Source organism: Arthrobacter sp. UKPF54-2 (assembly GCF_007858535.1).
Classification (GTDB): domain Bacteria; phylum Actinomycetota; class Actinomycetes; order Actinomycetales; family Micrococcaceae; genus Arthrobacter.
The window spans coordinates 2041780-2056733 of record NZ_CP040174.1 but is presented as its reverse complement, the minus strand read 5'-3'; the positions used below and the strand labels follow the sequence as shown (position 1 = coordinate 2056733).

At 65.1% G+C, this 14954-nt stretch carries 16 protein-coding genes; all 16 read left to right on the top strand.

The window, feature by feature from the left end:
• Window positions 1-38 precede the first annotated feature (38 nt).
• The gene (locus E7Y32_RS09485; RefSeq protein WP_146336893.1) at window positions 39-230 is read left to right on the top strand and encodes a Flp family type IVb pilin; all 192 of its coding nucleotides are present in this window, start codon (window positions 39-41) and stop codon (window positions 228-230) included.
• 139 nt (window positions 231-369) lie between these two features.
• Window positions 370-1098: a Flp pilus assembly protein CpaB gene (gene cpaB, locus E7Y32_RS09480; protein WP_146336892.1), complete on the top strand. Its 729-nt coding sequence runs from the start codon at window positions 370-372 to the stop codon at window positions 1096-1098.
• Window positions 1095-2288 carry an AAA family ATPase gene (locus E7Y32_RS09475; protein WP_146336891.1) on the top strand — a complete coding sequence of 398 codons (1194 nt, stop codon included), beginning with the start codon at window positions 1095-1097 and terminating at the stop codon, window positions 2286-2288. Before cpaB ends, E7Y32_RS09475 begins: the two co-directional genes overlap by 4 nt.
• Entirely contained in the window at window positions 2285-3727 is a 1443-nt protein-coding gene (locus E7Y32_RS09470) for a CpaF family protein (protein ID WP_146336890.1), read from the top strand. Before E7Y32_RS09475 ends, E7Y32_RS09470 begins: the two co-directional genes overlap by 4 nt.
• A gap of 5 nt (window positions 3728-3732) precedes the next feature.
• The gene (locus tag E7Y32_RS09465; protein ID WP_146336889.1) at window positions 3733-4680 is read left to right on the top strand and encodes a type II secretion system F family protein; all 948 of its coding nucleotides are present in this window, start codon (window positions 3733-3735) and stop codon (window positions 4678-4680) included.
• A gap of 11 nt (window positions 4681-4691) precedes the next feature.
• On the top strand, window positions 4692-5573 hold the full coding sequence (locus tag E7Y32_RS09460; RefSeq protein ID WP_146336888.1) for a type II secretion system F family protein: 882 nt from the start codon (window positions 4692-4694) through the stop codon (window positions 5571-5573).
• Window positions 5574-5653: 80 nt separating this feature from the next.
• Window positions 5654-6112: a TadE family protein gene (locus tag E7Y32_RS09455; RefSeq protein WP_146338449.1), complete on the top strand. Its 459-nt coding sequence runs from the start codon at window positions 5654-5656 to the stop codon at window positions 6110-6112.
• 107 nt (window positions 6113-6219) lie between these two features.
• Window positions 6220-7566 carry a pilus assembly protein TadG-related protein gene (locus tag E7Y32_RS09450; protein ID WP_186466966.1) on the top strand — a complete coding sequence of 449 codons (1347 nt, stop codon included), beginning with the start codon at window positions 6220-6222 and terminating at the stop codon, window positions 7564-7566.
• Between the two features lie 274 nt (window positions 7567-7840).
• Window positions 7841-8080 carry a Flp family type IVb pilin gene (locus tag E7Y32_RS09445; RefSeq protein WP_146336886.1) on the top strand — a complete coding sequence of 80 codons (240 nt, stop codon included), beginning with the start codon at window positions 7841-7843 and terminating at the stop codon, window positions 8078-8080.
• 105 nt (window positions 8081-8185) lie between these two features.
• Window positions 8186-8560: a TadE/TadG family type IV pilus assembly protein gene (locus E7Y32_RS09440; RefSeq protein WP_146336885.1), complete on the top strand. Its 375-nt coding sequence runs from the start codon at window positions 8186-8188 to the stop codon at window positions 8558-8560.
• A gap of 44 nt (window positions 8561-8604) precedes the next feature.
• Entirely contained in the window at window positions 8605-9582 is a 978-nt protein-coding gene (locus E7Y32_RS09435) for a Tad domain-containing protein (protein WP_146336884.1), read from the top strand.
• A 34-nt stretch (window positions 9583-9616) separates the two neighbouring features.
• Window positions 9617-10390 (top strand): Flp pilus assembly protein CpaB, encoded by a 774-nt coding sequence (locus E7Y32_RS09430; RefSeq protein WP_261382395.1) that lies wholly within the window; start codon window positions 9617-9619, stop codon window positions 10388-10390.
• Window positions 10387-11580, top strand: coding sequence for an AAA family ATPase (locus E7Y32_RS09425; RefSeq protein WP_146336882.1), 1194 nt, complete (start codon window positions 10387-10389; stop codon window positions 11578-11580). Before E7Y32_RS09430 ends, E7Y32_RS09425 begins: the two co-directional genes overlap by 4 nt.
• A complete protein-coding gene (locus E7Y32_RS09420) occupies window positions 11581-13104 on the top strand; it encodes an ATPase, T2SS/T4P/T4SS family (RefSeq protein WP_146336881.1) in 1524 nt (507 codons plus the stop codon).
• Window positions 13105-13111: 7 nt separating this feature from the next.
• Window positions 13112-14044, top strand: a complete 933-nt coding sequence (locus E7Y32_RS09415) for a type II secretion system F family protein (RefSeq protein ID WP_146336880.1) — start codon at window positions 13112-13114, stop codon at window positions 14042-14044.
• A 7-nt stretch (window positions 14045-14051) separates the two neighbouring features.
• A complete protein-coding gene (locus E7Y32_RS09410) occupies window positions 14052-14933 on the top strand; it encodes a type II secretion system F family protein (protein WP_146336879.1) in 882 nt (293 codons plus the stop codon).
• Window positions 14934-14954: the final 21 nt, after the last annotated feature.

Below are 14954 nucleotides of genomic sequence, written 5' to 3'. Positions count from 1 at the left end.
TCAAAACTCTGGAAAAGGAAATTGAAATGACTGGTCTCATGGTCTCAATGATTGCTTTTGTCGCCGGCGTAAAAGATCGGCTCGCCTCAGAAAAAGGTGCAACCGCCGTGGAATACGGCATCATGGTCGCGCTCATCGCCGTCGTCATCATCGCCGCGGTGACCACGCTCGGCACCAACCTCAACTCGGCTTTCCAGGACATCGTCAACCAGACGAAGCCCAAGCCCTAAGGCGGAAGCCATCACCCTGCCGGCTGTTCCCCGCATCGGGGGCAGCCGGCAGAGGCGTTAACGGGCGGTCGGCCCGCAGTCAGACGCCACCGTGTGCGTCGACGCATTGTTGAGGTGTACCCCGAGGTGAGGAAGAGTCATGAAATCCCGTCTACTCGCAGGGCTGGCGGCGCTTGCTCTGGCGATTGCCGGCACGCTGATGCTGGCCAACTACGTTTCTAACGCCGATCGGCGAGCCCAGGCAGCGCTCGACCCGATCGACGTCGTCGTCGTCGATACGCCGGTTCCGGCCGGCACCAAAGTGGAAGACCTGGCGTCCCATGTCCGGGTCCGCTCCATTCCCAGTGCGGCAAAAGCCGACGGCGCACTGGCCTCCCTCAGCGGTTCCGGCGGGCAGGTCACGTCCGTAGCATTGGAGCCCGGGGAACAACTCCTGGCCAGCCGTCTCGTCGATCCTTCAGAGCAGACCACCCCGGGGGCCGTCGAAGTTCCGGATGGCATGCAGGAAGTGACCATCCTCCTGCCGCCGGAGAGCGTCGTGGGAGGCACTCTCCGCGCTGGGGACCTCGTTGGCCTCTACGTAACCCAGACAGATCCGGCTTCGCCCCAGGCTGCCAGCACTCAACTGGTATTCGACAAGGTGCTGGTCACGGCCGTCCAGCAGGCGCCGCCCAGCGGTGGAACGACGACGGAAGGGACGTCGGCCGTGCCCAACGGCTCATCCTTTGTCACCCTGGCCCGCAACTCCACTGATTCCGCCAAAGTCATCCTCAGCGCCCGAGTGGGCAACATCTGGTTGACCAAGCAGTCTGTCAAGACGCCGCCCAGCGACCGCACCCCGGTCAGCACGATCGGCATCTTCAAATGAGCCGCTTCCTAGCCCTCACCGCATCGGCGGAGTTCCAGCGCCGACTCACCGTTTCACTGGGAAGGGCCGACGAACTCCAAGTTGTTGGACCTGTTACGCCAGGCGGATCCGCCGACGGCGTCCTGTCCCGGAACCCGGGCGGGCCGGTAGATGTGATCATCTTCGGACCGGACTCGGCAGCCGAGCACACAGTGGCCATGGCCGCGGCCCTTGACCGGCTGCATCCCGGTACCGTCCTGGTGTGGGCGGCAGCCCTGACGCCCGAACAGACGTTGACCGCCATGCGATCCGGAATCCGAGACGTGATTACGCCAGATGCCGAGGCGGAGCAGTTGCGTGCCGCATTGGAGCGCGCGGCGCTTGCAGCCACTACACGCAGGCTAGCGACCGCCGCGGAAGCCAGCCAGCCGCGCCCCCGTGGACGGGTCATCTCGGTCATGTCCCCGAAAGGGGGCGTAGGGAAAACCACGGTGGCCACCAACCTTGCCGTGGGCCTGGCCAAAAGTGCACCCATGGGCGCCGTCATTGTTGACCTCGACCTCCAGTTCGGTGACGTCGCCTCCGGGTTGGGTCTGGAGCCGGAAAACACCATTAGTGACGCGGTCACGGCCGAGGCCTCCCATGACGCCATGGTCCTCAAGGCGTTCCTCAGCCACCACTCATCGGGAGCCTACGCCATGTGTGCCCCGCTCCGGCCGGCAGAAGCGGACCTGATCAAGCCGGCGCACATAACAACCCTCATCAACCAGCTGTCCCTGGAGTTCCCCTACGTAATCCTGGACACCTCCCCGGGAATCGGCGATGTGGTCTTGGCCGTCTTGGAATTGGCGACCGACGGGGTGTGGGTTTGCGGCATGGACATTCCCAGCATCCGGGGACTCAACCACGGGCTGGAGGTACTGCGACAACTGGACCTCATGCCAGCCTCGAACACCATTGTTCTCAACTTTGCGGACAAGCGCAGCGGCCTGACTGTCGAGGACGTGGAATCCACGGTGGGTCTTCCTGTGGACATTCTGCTCCCCCGGTCAAAGTCTCTGCCGTTTTCGACGAATGCCGGGGTGCCCCTTCTTCAGGACAACCGCCGGGATCCGGCTCTCAAGGGCCTCCGGGCCCTCGTGGACCGGCTGCTCGCGGGTTCTCCATCAGCTGCCGGAAAGAGCATGCACCGAAAGGCGGAGATCTCATGACTCTCATCGACCGGCTCGAAGCCGCAGGGCTGACCGCCGACCCAACCGCGCCAAAGACCGTTGGCGACTCGGGTACCGCACCCTCTCCCGGCTTGTTCAAAGGCAGCGACTCCCATTTGTCGAATGGCACAGCAGCGCTGCCCTCTCCCAGCGCCGATGCCCTGGCCGGCCTCAAGAAGCGTGCAGCAGACGAACTCACTACGCGCCTGGGCAGCCGGATCACCGACAACACCCTCGATGAAGGCGACGTGCGGCGAATGGTGCGGGAAGCCCTCGGCGACTTCATTGACGAAGCGCAGGTTCCTCTTACGCCGGAGGAACGACGGCGGCTCATCCGCGAAATCGTTGACGAAATACTGGGCTTCGGCCCCCTTCAGCGGCTGCTGGATGACCCCCTGGTCTCGGAAATAATGGTCAATGGCGCCAGCAGAATATACGTGGAACGGGCCGGCAAGCTGCATTTGACCGGCACCTCGTTCAGTTCCGAAGCCCACCTTCGCAGCGTCATCGAACGCATCGTTGCTCGGATCGGGCGCCGCATCGATGAGTCTTCGCCGCTGGTTGACGCACGACTTCAGGACGGCTCACGCGTCAATGCCGTCATCCCGCCTTTGGCGGTCGACGGGCCGTCGCTAACAATCCGCAAGTTCTCAGCTGCGCCACTTACTGTGGCGGACCTGATCGCCTTCGATTCCCTGTCACCGGCAATGGCCCAGGTGCTGGATGCCTGTGTCCGTGCCCGCCTGAACATTATCGTCTCGGGTGGCACTGGTACGGGAAAGACCACGCTGCTGAATGTTCTTTCCTCTTTTATTCCTGCGGACGAACGAATTGTCACGATTGAAGACGCCGTCGAATTGCAGCTGCAGCAGGACCATGTCGTTCGTTTGGAAAGTCGGCCGGCAAATATCGAAGGCCGGGGGGCCATCGAGATCCGGGATCTGGTACGGAACTCCCTACGCATGCGGCCGGACCGGATTGTAGTTGGCGAGGTCCGGGGTGGCGAGGCACTGGACATGCTGCAGGCCATGAACACAGGCCACGACGGATCCATCTCCACGGTGCACTCGAATTCGCCGCGGGACGCCGTCGCCCGATTGGAGACCTTGGTGCTCATGGCAGGCATGGACCTTCCGCTGCGGGCGATCCGGGAGCAAATCGCAAGTGCGGTTGACGTTGTTGTGCAATTGAGCCGGCTTAAGGACGGGACGAGGCGCGTGACGCACATTACTGAAGTGCTGGGCATGGAGGGGGACGTTGTGACGCTCCAGGATGCTTTCTCCTTCGACTACGCGGCCGGCGTCGACGCAGAGGGACGTTTCCTTGGCAAGTCCATTGCCACCGGGGTGCGTCCACGGTTTGTTGAAAAATTTGCGGACGTGGGAGTCGTCCTTCCTCCGGAGATTTTCTTGCCGGCGTCCCAGAACCAGTGGCGGTGAGGGCTGTGGTCCCTGATACCGCGCTGATCTCGGGAGCGGCTTCGCTCCTCGCCGCCGCAGCCCTGGCCCTCTTCGTCGCGTTCAAGCCGCGTTACGCGGACATCCAGCTGAACCGGAGGAGGCCGTACTCGCCCAAGGCAAGCAGTTCCCGGCTATCCACGCTGACGGGGGCGACGGTGACTGCGGTGGAACGAACCATGGGTTCGGGGCAACGCGGGCCGTTTGGGCGCGTGGCGCTGAGCAAAGCCGGGTTGAAAGTGGCTCCGGCGGAGTTTACGCTCCTGGTTCTCATTGGCAGCTTCGTGCTCGGTACTACCGGGCTTCTGGTCGGAAACCCCGTTATGGCGGTCGTTCTTGCAGCGCTCGCGCCGATGGGCGGGTGGATGCTCATCTCGGTCAAGTCCGGACGGCGTCGAAGCGCCTTCGAGGGACAGTTGAGCGACATGCTGATGTCGCTGTCTGGCAGCCTGCGCGCCGGTCACGGCATCGTCCAGAGCCTTCATACCGCGAGCACGGAGATGCCCGCCCCCATGTCCGAAGAGCTGGCCAGGATCGTCAACGAGCAAAGGGTCGGTCGTAATATTTCGGAATCGATGGCGGAGGTAGCAGCGACCATGGAGTGCGAGGACTTCGGGTGGCTCAGCCAGGCAATTGAGATCAACCGCGAAGTCGGCGGCGATCTGGCCGGCGTTCTCGACCACGTCGCTGACACGGTGCGGGAGCGGGCGCAGATTAAGGGCCAGGTGCGCGCCCTGGCAGCGGAGGGAAAGTTCTCCGCGTACATCCTCATTGCCCTGCCTTTTTTCGTCGCGGCTTTCCTGCACCTATCCAATCCGACGTATGTGGGGGTCCTGACGGAGTCCCTTCTCGGTTGGGTCCTCATTTCTGTCGGCGTGATCATGATGGCGATCGGATCCTTCTGGATCAGCCGCATGGTCAAGATCAATTTCTAGGGGGAACCACCATGACCGTTGCAGTGTGGCTGATGATCTCCGCCGTCGTGCTTCCAGCGTCGTACTTTGCCTGGTCGGTCATTTCGATCGACCGAGCTTCCGGCCGGCTGATCCAGACGCGGCTCACCGCCGTCGCCGCTCGCCGGACCGGCGACGCGACCGAGGCGCCGAGCCGCCTCGCTACCCTCGGCCGCGACCTCACACCGGCCGCCTACGTCGCCCGTCTGGACCGGCTCCTGGCGAACGCGGGCCGGCCCGCCTCAATGCCCTTGGATCGGCTTCTGACACTGAAGCCGCTCGCTGCCCTAGGGGGCGCCCTCGTCGGCATCATGCTCGGGGCCGCCAGAAGTCCGCAGGGGGCCTTCCTGGCCTTTGGGCTCACGGCCGCCTGCTACTTCCTGCCGGATCTGCTGACATACAACAACGGCACGAAGCGCCAGGCAAGGATCAGGCTCGACCTGCCCAACGTGCTGGACCAACTACTGATCTCTGTCGAGGCGGGCCTGGGCTTCGAGGCCGCAGTGGCCCGCGTCGGCACGAGCGGGAGGGGCCCCCTGGCCGAAGAGCTTGTTCGTACACTGCAGGACATCCAGGCCGGCAGGACCCGGCGCGAGGCCTACAAGGCCCTAGCCGCGCGTTCCACCGTGCCGGAGCTGAAGAGTTTCGTAGCGGCCATCATCCAAGCCGATGTCCAGGGCCTGTCGATTGCCCGTGTGCTCAAGCCCCAGGCCGAGCAGATGCGAACGAAACGCCGCCTCCGCGCCGAAGAAAAGGCCATGAAGCTCCCCGTGGCCGTGGTCTTTCCTTTGCTGCTCTTCATTTTTCCGCCGCTCTTTATCGTCATCCTCGGCCCCGCGGTCATCAATGCAATCAGCACCTTTTCGGGGCGGTGAACACGAATTTGATGCCGAGGCTCATTTCACCTGGCTTCCGAAACACCGGAAGTTCACCGACCACACTGAAGGAGGAGCAGATGTTTAGGTTCTCGGCACCCAACTCGAGTTATCTGGATCATGAGCAACGGGGAGCGGCCGCTGTTGAGTTCGCCTTGGTAGTTCCGATTCTCCTGTCCATGCTTCTGGGCGTGATCGATTTTGGGGCGGCCTACGGCCAAACAATCAACCTTCAAGGCGCCGCGCGGGAGGCCGCCCGGCAAGGAGTCACCGAAGGCGATGTCATCGCCGCCGCGAACAACGCCAGAGGGGGCGAACTGGACCGCGCCAAGCTCCAAGTGAAGTTCGCTGTCAATACCTCCGGTGGTGCTCCGGGCGTCATGGTCGTATGTCTGCGCTACCCGCAGTCCTCCCTGTCCGGCTTTTATTCGTGGGCTCTCTCCGGCACCTTCGAAGCCAAAGCAGTCATGAAAATGGAAGGTGCAGTCGCCGTAACGTCTGGCGCGCAGAATTGGGGCGGTGGAACATGCACGCTGTAGCGCCGACTACGAGCGAAGGTCCCGGAGTTCAGGCCTGGCCTGAGGGAGGACGGACGGGAAGTGCGGGCCCGCGGAACGGGAGTGCTGGGGAACGAGGAGCGGCCGCCGTGCTCTTCGCGCTGCTGCTTCCGGTCCTCTTCGGCGTCCTGGCCCTGGCCCTGGACGTGGGCAGGCTGGTGTACGAACACCAGCACCTGAACAACGCCCTGGACGCTGCGGCCCTGGCCGGCGTGTCGGCCCTTCCCGACGACCCCGCTGGTGCCCGCAACGCTGCAATCGCGTTTGCGAAGGCCAACGACCCTCAAGCTGATCCCACGGTCACCTTCTGGTGCGTGGTGGCCTCCTCCGGAACGGCCCGAACGGTGGGCAACGGCCAGGTCCCCAGCGTTTGCAATCCGGGTACGACCAGCGGAGCGCGGTGCAGCGAGAAGATCTGCGCGGTGCCGTGCGTCCCGGGAAGCGGACACACGTGCAACACGCTGACCGTAACCGACGACAAATCCGTATCCTTCAATTTCGGCCCCGCAATCGGCATCGATACCGGTAATACAGGTTCATTGTCCGCCACCGCATGCAAAGGTTCATGCGGCGCCCAGACCCCCAATCCCATGGACGTTGCACTGGTGGCCGACCGGACCGGAAGTATGAGCGACACGGACCTTGCGAGTATGAAAACCGCGCTCCAGACGACGCTCAAGACCATGACGAAGGACCAGCAGTACGTGGCTCTTGGCACCATCGGCCGCAGCAACCCCACCACAGGCTGCGTCACGACTCCTTCGGGCTCGGCTACGAGCGGCCCGTGGCTCCCGGTTCCGTTCTCCAACGACTACACCACGCCTGGCCCAACGCCGGCGCTGAACAATGGCAGCGCGCTCGTCAAGGGCATTCAATGCCTGGCCCACTCGGGCAGCGGTACTTATCTTGCCTCGCCAGTGAAGGCTGCGGCCCGCTATCTGCTCGGCTTGGATTCGAACAACCTCGGGACGCTGCCGGGACGCACGGGGACCCCCCGAAAGGCCATTGTCCTGGAGACGGATGGTCAGCCGAACGAGTCCGGAATCTCGGGGGTCACCTCGGTGGGCGTCTCCGGCGACATCAGGAATTCCGATTCTGTTGTGGCCTGCAATAATCTCAAGGCAGTCGCGGCGGACGCGAAGGCCCGAGGGATCCTGATCGTGACAGTTGCGTACAACGCAGCAACTTCGGCCCGGTGTGGTGGCAGCGGTTCGGCGTTCGTGCGGGATGTTCTCGCTGCCGCCGCAACCGAGAAGTCCCCCGGAGTTCCAAGCACCGCAAGCAACGACTGTTCGACGCCGGCACTAGCGGCCGCGGAGAACTCGGACGGAGACTACTTCTTCTGCGCCTCGAACGGGGCCGACCTCGGTCCGATCTTCGTTTCGGCAATCAACGCGATCAGCTCCCATTCACACCTTCTCCGAATTCCGGGCTGACTTTCCGCCTGTAACCCGCCGAGAGCCGCCACCGGCGATCTGCCCAGATACCGGACCCCCTTGGACCAGAGCCGAGGGGGTCCTTCTGTGCCCTGGGTTTCGCCGGGAAGGGCTGCCTGACGCAGGATCCGCGCAGGGAACGTACAGGAAATGGGCAGTTTGGGAAGTCTTGGCACAGGATGTTGGAAAGTCGGATTGACGGCGTGCCGGCGCTTGCTAGGTTCCTCTCAGTGCTGGTGCAGGGCCAGCCGCCCAACTCGCTCAGGAGTCACCAATGCGTTCCTTCTTCTCCAACATCGCAACCCGTCTTCGCCGCGACCAGCGCGGCGCCACTGCCGTCGAATACGGCATCATGGTCTCCCTCATCGCCGTGGTGATCATCGTCGCCGTCACCATGCTCGGCGGAAACCTTGCGAGCACTTTCGAAGGGGTTGCCTGCAGCGTCAAGGGCGGCACCATGGGTGCAGCCACCACGGCCGGCGACGTTACCACCCCGGGCAAGTGCTCCAAGTAGCACCGCTCAGCGATCCACCAGTCAGGGTTGGGGAAGGCTCCGGCCTTTCCCGACCCTAACTGTTTTCAGGCGTCCGCACCCAGCGACCCAGGAAGGCGGTCCCCGATGTCCAAGAGACGCGAGCGCGGCGCCGTCGCGGTGGAGTTCGCTCTCCTGGCACCGGTTCTGGTCATGATCCTGCTGGGCATCATGGAGTTCGGCCGCGCCTACAACGTGCAGATTTCGCTCTCCAGCGCGGCCCGTGAAGGCGTCCGGGTGATGGCCATCAACAACAGCGCTACCGCCGCCAAGACGGCGGTGAAGAACGCCGTCAGCGGATTGCAGCCGGCCCTCACCGATTCCAACATCACCATCAGCCCCACCCCCTGTGCGTCCGGCGCCCAGGTCACGGTCAAGATCACCTACACGCTCTCCACCATGACCGGCATTGCCGGACCGTTCCCGATGGAAGGCAAAGGAGTCATGCTGTGCGGCGGCTAACCAGCGCAACTCCCCCTGACCGCGAGCGCGGCGGGATCGCGGTCATGGTCGCGATCCTGATGGTGGCCCTACTGGGTTTCAGTGCCCTCGCCGTCGACGTCGGCATGCTGTACGCCGAACGCACCCAGCTGCGCAACAGCTCCGATGCCGCGGCCCTTGCCGTGGCGCAAAAGTGCGCGAAAGACATCAACGACGTCGAATGCTCCCCCACGTCCCCGCTCGCACGGGTTCTTGCCAACGGCAATGCGGCCGACGGCGCTAGCAACGTTCAGTCCCTGCTGCTGGACAAGGCAAACCGCACTGTCACTGTCGCCGCCGCGGCCCAGGAACCCGGCAAGGACCCTAACCGGGTTTCCTTGTTCTTCGCACGGGCCTTGGGGTTCGACACCGCAGAGGTAACGGCCGCGTCTGCCGTGCAATGGGGCCGCCCCGTGGCAGGGCAGGCGCCCTTTCCGCTGGCGTTTTCGATTTGCCAGGTCAAGGGGCAGGTCAACGGCCCCATGCAACTGCTTCAAAATCACGGCAAAGGCACCAACCCCGATTGCATGTATGGACCTTCGGGTGCAGCCGTGCCCGGGGGTTTTGGTTGGCTCATGCAAGATAACGGCGCCTGCGGTGCCACGATCGACCTCGCCCGCGGCGTTGCGGCCAGCGATCCCGGAAACAACCCGCCCGGCAACTGTTCTGGCCTCCTCCAGCGCTGGGCCGATGACATCACTGCAGGCAGGCCGGTGACCGTCTTTCTGCCCATATTCAACACGACGACCGGGTCCGGGCGAAACGCCCGGTACGGCCTGATCGCGTTTGCTGCCTTCTCAGTCTCCGGCTGGAAATTTAGTGGAAACGGCTCCTTGCCATATTCGTTCCGTAACGCGCGCCCCCACGTGCCATCCGCGCTGGAATGCACCGGCAGTTGCCGCGGGATCATCGGAACGTTTATTACCTTCGTTTCCTTGGCCGACGGTTACTCGCTTGGATCTACGGACAACTATGGCGCCGCCATCGTCCGCCTCACGCAATAGCAGACTCGTCCACCAACAAGTTCAGGAGCAGTTTTTGAAGTCACGCTTATTGGCAGGACTGGCCGCCGTTGTCCTGGCCATTGTTGGTGCCATCCTCGTTGTCAGCTACGCCCAGGGCGCCGACAGCAGGGCACTGCAGAACCTGGAACCGGTCACCGTGATGGTCGTGCAAAAGGCCGTTCCCGCAGGAACCCCGGTCGCCACGCTTGCCGCCTTTGTCACCAGCCAGGAACTTCCCGGTAAGGCTGTCTCCAAAACGGCGCTGAAGAACCTGGACGGGCTGGCTGGGAAGGTCACCGCCGTCGCTCTGCTCCCGGGCGAGCAGCTCGTGGCCGAGCGGCTGGTCGAGCCGGAGGCGCTCAAGACCAGCGGGTCGGTGGAAGTACCCAAAGGACTGCAGGAGGTCTCCTTCCAGCTCGAACCGCAGCGGGTGGTCGGCGGCCGTATCGCCGTCGGGGACCACGTCGGCATCTTCATCAACCTGAAGAACGGCGGAATGGAGGGCAAGGGTGAGACCACCCAGCTCTCCATCCACAAGGTTCTAATAACGGCGGTGCAACGCGCACCCGTGGCGACACCCAGCCCGCAGTCGACCCCCAGCGGCGCAGCGGCCGCCCCCGCGGAGGACACCTCGCTGCCTACCGGCTCCTTGCTCCTCACCGTCGCCGTCAATGAGCCGGACGCTACGAAGATCGTCTACGCCTCCAACTTCGCGGACATCGCGAGTATCTGGTTGAGCAAGGAACCGCTCGATGCTACTGAAGCTGCCCGCCCGGGCATCATGACCCGACCCGAGGTCTACAAATGAGCCGCTTTGTCCTGATCACGCCCAACGCCGACTTCGACGCGCGGGTCCGGCAGGCCGTCGGGGGCGGACTGCCCGGCGGCGTCCAGACCTTCGCCTTCGTCAACCCTGCGGACCCCGGCGAGCTGTTCGCCAACCTCGACCAGGAACGCCCCGAGGTGCTCATCCTGGGCCCGGACGTTCCCATCGAGGATGCCCTGAGGCTCGCCACCGTCTTCGACGTCCAGCTGCCCGAGCTCAGCGTCATCCTGGTGGGTGAACCCGACCCGGACTTCGTGCTCCTGGCCATGCGTGCCGGCATCCGCGACATCCTCAGCCCGGGGTCCGATCCGGCGCAGATCCGGGTGCTGCTGGAACGCGCCTGCCAGTCTTTCGCCAGCCGCAACCGCACCGCCGCGGTGAAAAACCCGGACAGCGGGCCCCGCGGGCTGGTGATCGGCGTCTTCTCGCCCAAGGGCGGCGTCGGCAAGACCACCATCGCCACCAACATCGCCATCGGCCTGGGGCGGGTCGCCCCGATGGGCGTCGTGATCGTGGACCTGGACCTGCAGTTCGGCGACGTCGCCTCCGGCCTGTACCTTAGCCCGGAGGACACCGTGACCGACGCCGTCTCGCCGTCGGCCAGCCAGGATTCGCTGGTGCTCAAAGCCTTCCTCACGGTCCACCCCAGCAGCATCTACGCCCTCTGCGCCCCCCGTACCCCGGTGGAAGCCGACGACATCACGCCCCAGCAGGTCAGCCGGTTGATCGAACAGCTCGCGGAACAGTTCCAGTACGTCGTGATCGATACCGCCCCCGGCCTGCCAGAGGTGGGCCTGGCCGCGATGGAGCAGTGCACCGACGTCGTCTGGGTGACGGCCATGGACGTGCCCAGCATCCGCGGGCTCCGCTCGGGCCTGGAAATCCTGCGCCGGCTGGACCTCCTCCCGGAGACCCGCCACGTGGTCCTGAACATGGCCGATTCGAAGTCCGGGCTCAGCGTCCAGGACGTCGAGGCCACCATCGGCGCCCCGGTGGATATCAGCATTCCGCGCTCCAAGGCCGTGGCGTACTCCACGAACCGCGGGATCCCGCTGCTCCAGGACGGCCGCAAGGACCCGGCGGTGAAGGGCCTCCGCCAGCTGGTGACGCGCTTCGATCCGGCTTGGCGCGCGACCGCCCAGAAGAAGCTGCACCGACGGGTGGTGGTCTAGGTGAAACTCTCCGAGCGCCTCTCCGCGGCGGAAGCCGGCCCGCTCACGCATCCGGTGCCGCCGTCGTCGCCGGTTACACTTTCCGCAGCGCCGGCCACTCCCCCGCTGGGCGGAGCGGCCCGCGCTGAACCCTCACGCCCCGTGCCGTCGCGCCTCGCCGCGGCCACCGCGCCGGCCTCCGCGTCGGCGTTCGCGGAACACCCGGACACCGCCCGGGCGAAAGGCCAGCAGCCCGTGGACGCCTTTGCCGCACTCAAGGAACGCGCTGCCACCGCCCTGTTCGAGCGCATGGGCACACGGTTCAGTGATTCGGCGGTCAAGGAGGACGAGCTGCGCGCCACCGCCCGCGATGAACTGATCCGCATCATCGACGCCGAACAGGTGCCGCTCTCCACCGAGGAACGCACCCGCCTGGTCCGCGACGTTGCCGACGACGTGCTCGGCTACGGCCCGCTCCAGCGGCTGCTCGACGACCCCGCGGTCACCGAAATCATGGTCAACCGGATGGACCAGATCTACGTCGAGCGGAAAGGCCAGCTGACCCTCACCGATTCGCGCTTCAGCTCCGAGGAACACCTGCGCAAGGTCATCGAACGGATCGTCTCGAAGGTGGGCCGCCGCATCGACGAGTCGTCCCCGCTTGTGGACGCGCGGCTCGAGGACGGCTCCCGCGTCAACGCCGTCATCCCCCCGCTGGCCGTGGGCGGGTCCTCGCTGACCATCCGAAAGTTCTCCAAGGTGCCCCTCACGGTCCGCAACCTGATCGACTTCGGCACCCTGACCCCGGAAATGGCGGAGCTGCTGAACGCCTGCGTCCGGGCCAAACTGAACATCATCGTTTCCGGCGGCACTGGCACCGGCAAGACCACCCTGCTCAACGTGCTCTCCTCCTTCCTGCCGCACGACGAGCGCATCGTTACCATCGAGGACGCGGTGGAACTGCAGATCCAGCAGGAGCACGTGGTGCGCCTGGAAAGCCGGCCGCCCAACACCGAGGGCAAGGGCGAGGTCACCATCCGCGACCTGCTGCGCAACTCCCTGCGTATGCGGCCGGACCGGATCGTGGTTGGCGAGGTCCGCGGCGGCGAATCTCTCGACATGCTCCAGGCCATGAACACCGGCCACGACGGCTCCCTCTCGACGGTCCACTCGAACTCGCCGCGCGACGCCGTCGCCCGCCTCGAAACGCTCGTCCTGATGGCCGGCATGGACCTGCCCCTGCGCGCCATCCGCGAACAGATCGCCTCCGCCGTGAACCTGATCGTGCAGATCTCCCGCCTGCGCGACGGGACCCGCCGCATCACCCATGTCACGGAGGTGCAGGGCATGGAGGGCGACATCGTCACGCTCCAGGACGCCTTTATCTTCGACTATTCCGCCGGCGTGGACGCGCACGGCCGGTTCCTCGGCAAACCGGTGGCCACCGGGATCCGGCCGCGCTTCATCGACCGGTTCGAGGACATGGGTATCCACGTCTCCCCCGGCGTCTTCGCGGCTCCCCTGGCTCCGGCCGGCAGGGCGTGAGCCGGCCATGACCCTGACTGTCGGCGTCGCCTTCCTCGTCACTGCCGTCCTCCTGCTGGCCACGGCCGTCCTCTCTCCGGGGACCGCGCGCGTTCCGCTGGACCGACGGCGCCCGGTCCAGGCCGTCACGGATTCCTCGCTCAGCCGGTTCGCCGGCTCCGCGGTCAACCTGGCGGACGGCTTCTTCGCACAGCGCAAAGTCCAGCTGTTCAACCGGGACGCCCTCGAGCAGGCGGGGCTCCGCATGGGCCAGGGCGACTTCTACGTCCTGCTGCTGGTTGGCGCCTTCGCGGGGGCACTTGCCGGCTTCGTCGTCGGCGGTCTCCTGCTGGCCATCTTGCTGGTGGCGCTCGCCCCAGTGGCCGGGCACGTGGTCCTCACAGTCCTGTCCGGCAAGCGCCGCGCCAAATTCGATGACCAGCTGGGCGACACCCTGCAACTGCTCTCCGGCGGCCTGCGGGCCGGGCACAGCATCCTGCGGGCGATCGACGCCGCCGGCAGTGAATCGCAGAGCCCCACGGCGGAGGAAATGCGCCGCGTCATCACCGAGACCAGCCTTGGCCGAGATCTGTTGGCCTCGCTGAACGACACAGCTGGGCGGATGTGCAATGAGGACTTTGTGTGGATCGCGCAGGCCATCCAGATCAATCGGGAGGTGGGCGGCAACCTCGCCGAGGTGCTGGACCAGGTCAATGAGACCATCCGCGAGCGCGCCGAGATCAAGGGCCACATCAAGTCCCTCGCGGCCGAAGGCAAGTTTTCCGCCTACATCCTGATGGCCATGCCGATCGGTATTGTGCTCATGCTGATGCTGGTCAACCCCGGCTACATGAACGTCATGTTCACCAACCCGCTGGGCTGGGCCATGATGGCTGCCTCCGTGATCCTGATGACCATTGGTGGTCTGTGGATGCGCAAGATCATCGATTTGAAGTTCTGAGGTTCCGATGAGTCCCTTGATCCTTGCCGGCATCCTGCTGATCTGCGGTCCGCTTGCCTACACCGTGTGGTCCCTGCTTGCCGTGGACCGGAAATCCCAGCGCGCCATCCGGGACATGCTCTCGCTGGGCTCCGGGCCGGCCCAGGCCGCCGGGCCGCCCAAGGCGGCACTGCTGGAGCGCTTCGGCCACCGCCTGACCCCCACGGCCTACGTCCGCAAACTCGACCGGCTGCTCGCCCTGGCCGGCCGCCCGGCCTCGCTCCCCCTCGGCCGGGTGCTGGCGGCCAAACCGCTACTTGGGATGGTGGGAGCCCTCCTGGGCCTGTGGCTCGCCAGCACCCCGGCGCCGGTCCTGAAACTGGTCGGGCTCTTCGTGATGCTCTTGGGCTACTTCATCCCGGACCTCCTGCTGTACAGCAAAGGCCAGGAGCGCCAGAAGATCATGCAGCTGGAACTGGCCAACACCCTGGACCAGATGCTCATTTCAGTCGAGGCCGGATTGGGGTTTGAGGGTGCCATGGCCCGGGCCGGGGAAAACGGGAAGGGCCCGCTCGCCGAGGAACTGGTCCGCACCCTGCAGGACATGCAGGTGGGGCGCACCCGGCGGGAGTCGTACCAGGCCCTGGCGGAGCGGACCAGCATCCCGGAGCTGCGCAGCTTCGTCCAGGCCGTGGTGCAGGCCGACACCTACGGCATCGCGATCAGCAGGGTGCTCAGGATCCAGGCGAAGGTGATGCGCGTCAAGCGCCGCCAGCGGGCCGAGGAGAAGGCTATGAAGCTCCCGGTCACCATCCTGTTCCCGCTGCTGTTCTTCATCTTTCCGGTGCTTTTTATCGCCATTCTAGGGCCCGCCGTGATCAACGCCATCGAGACTTTCAGTGGCCACTGAGCAGGCGGTGAAGTGCGGGTC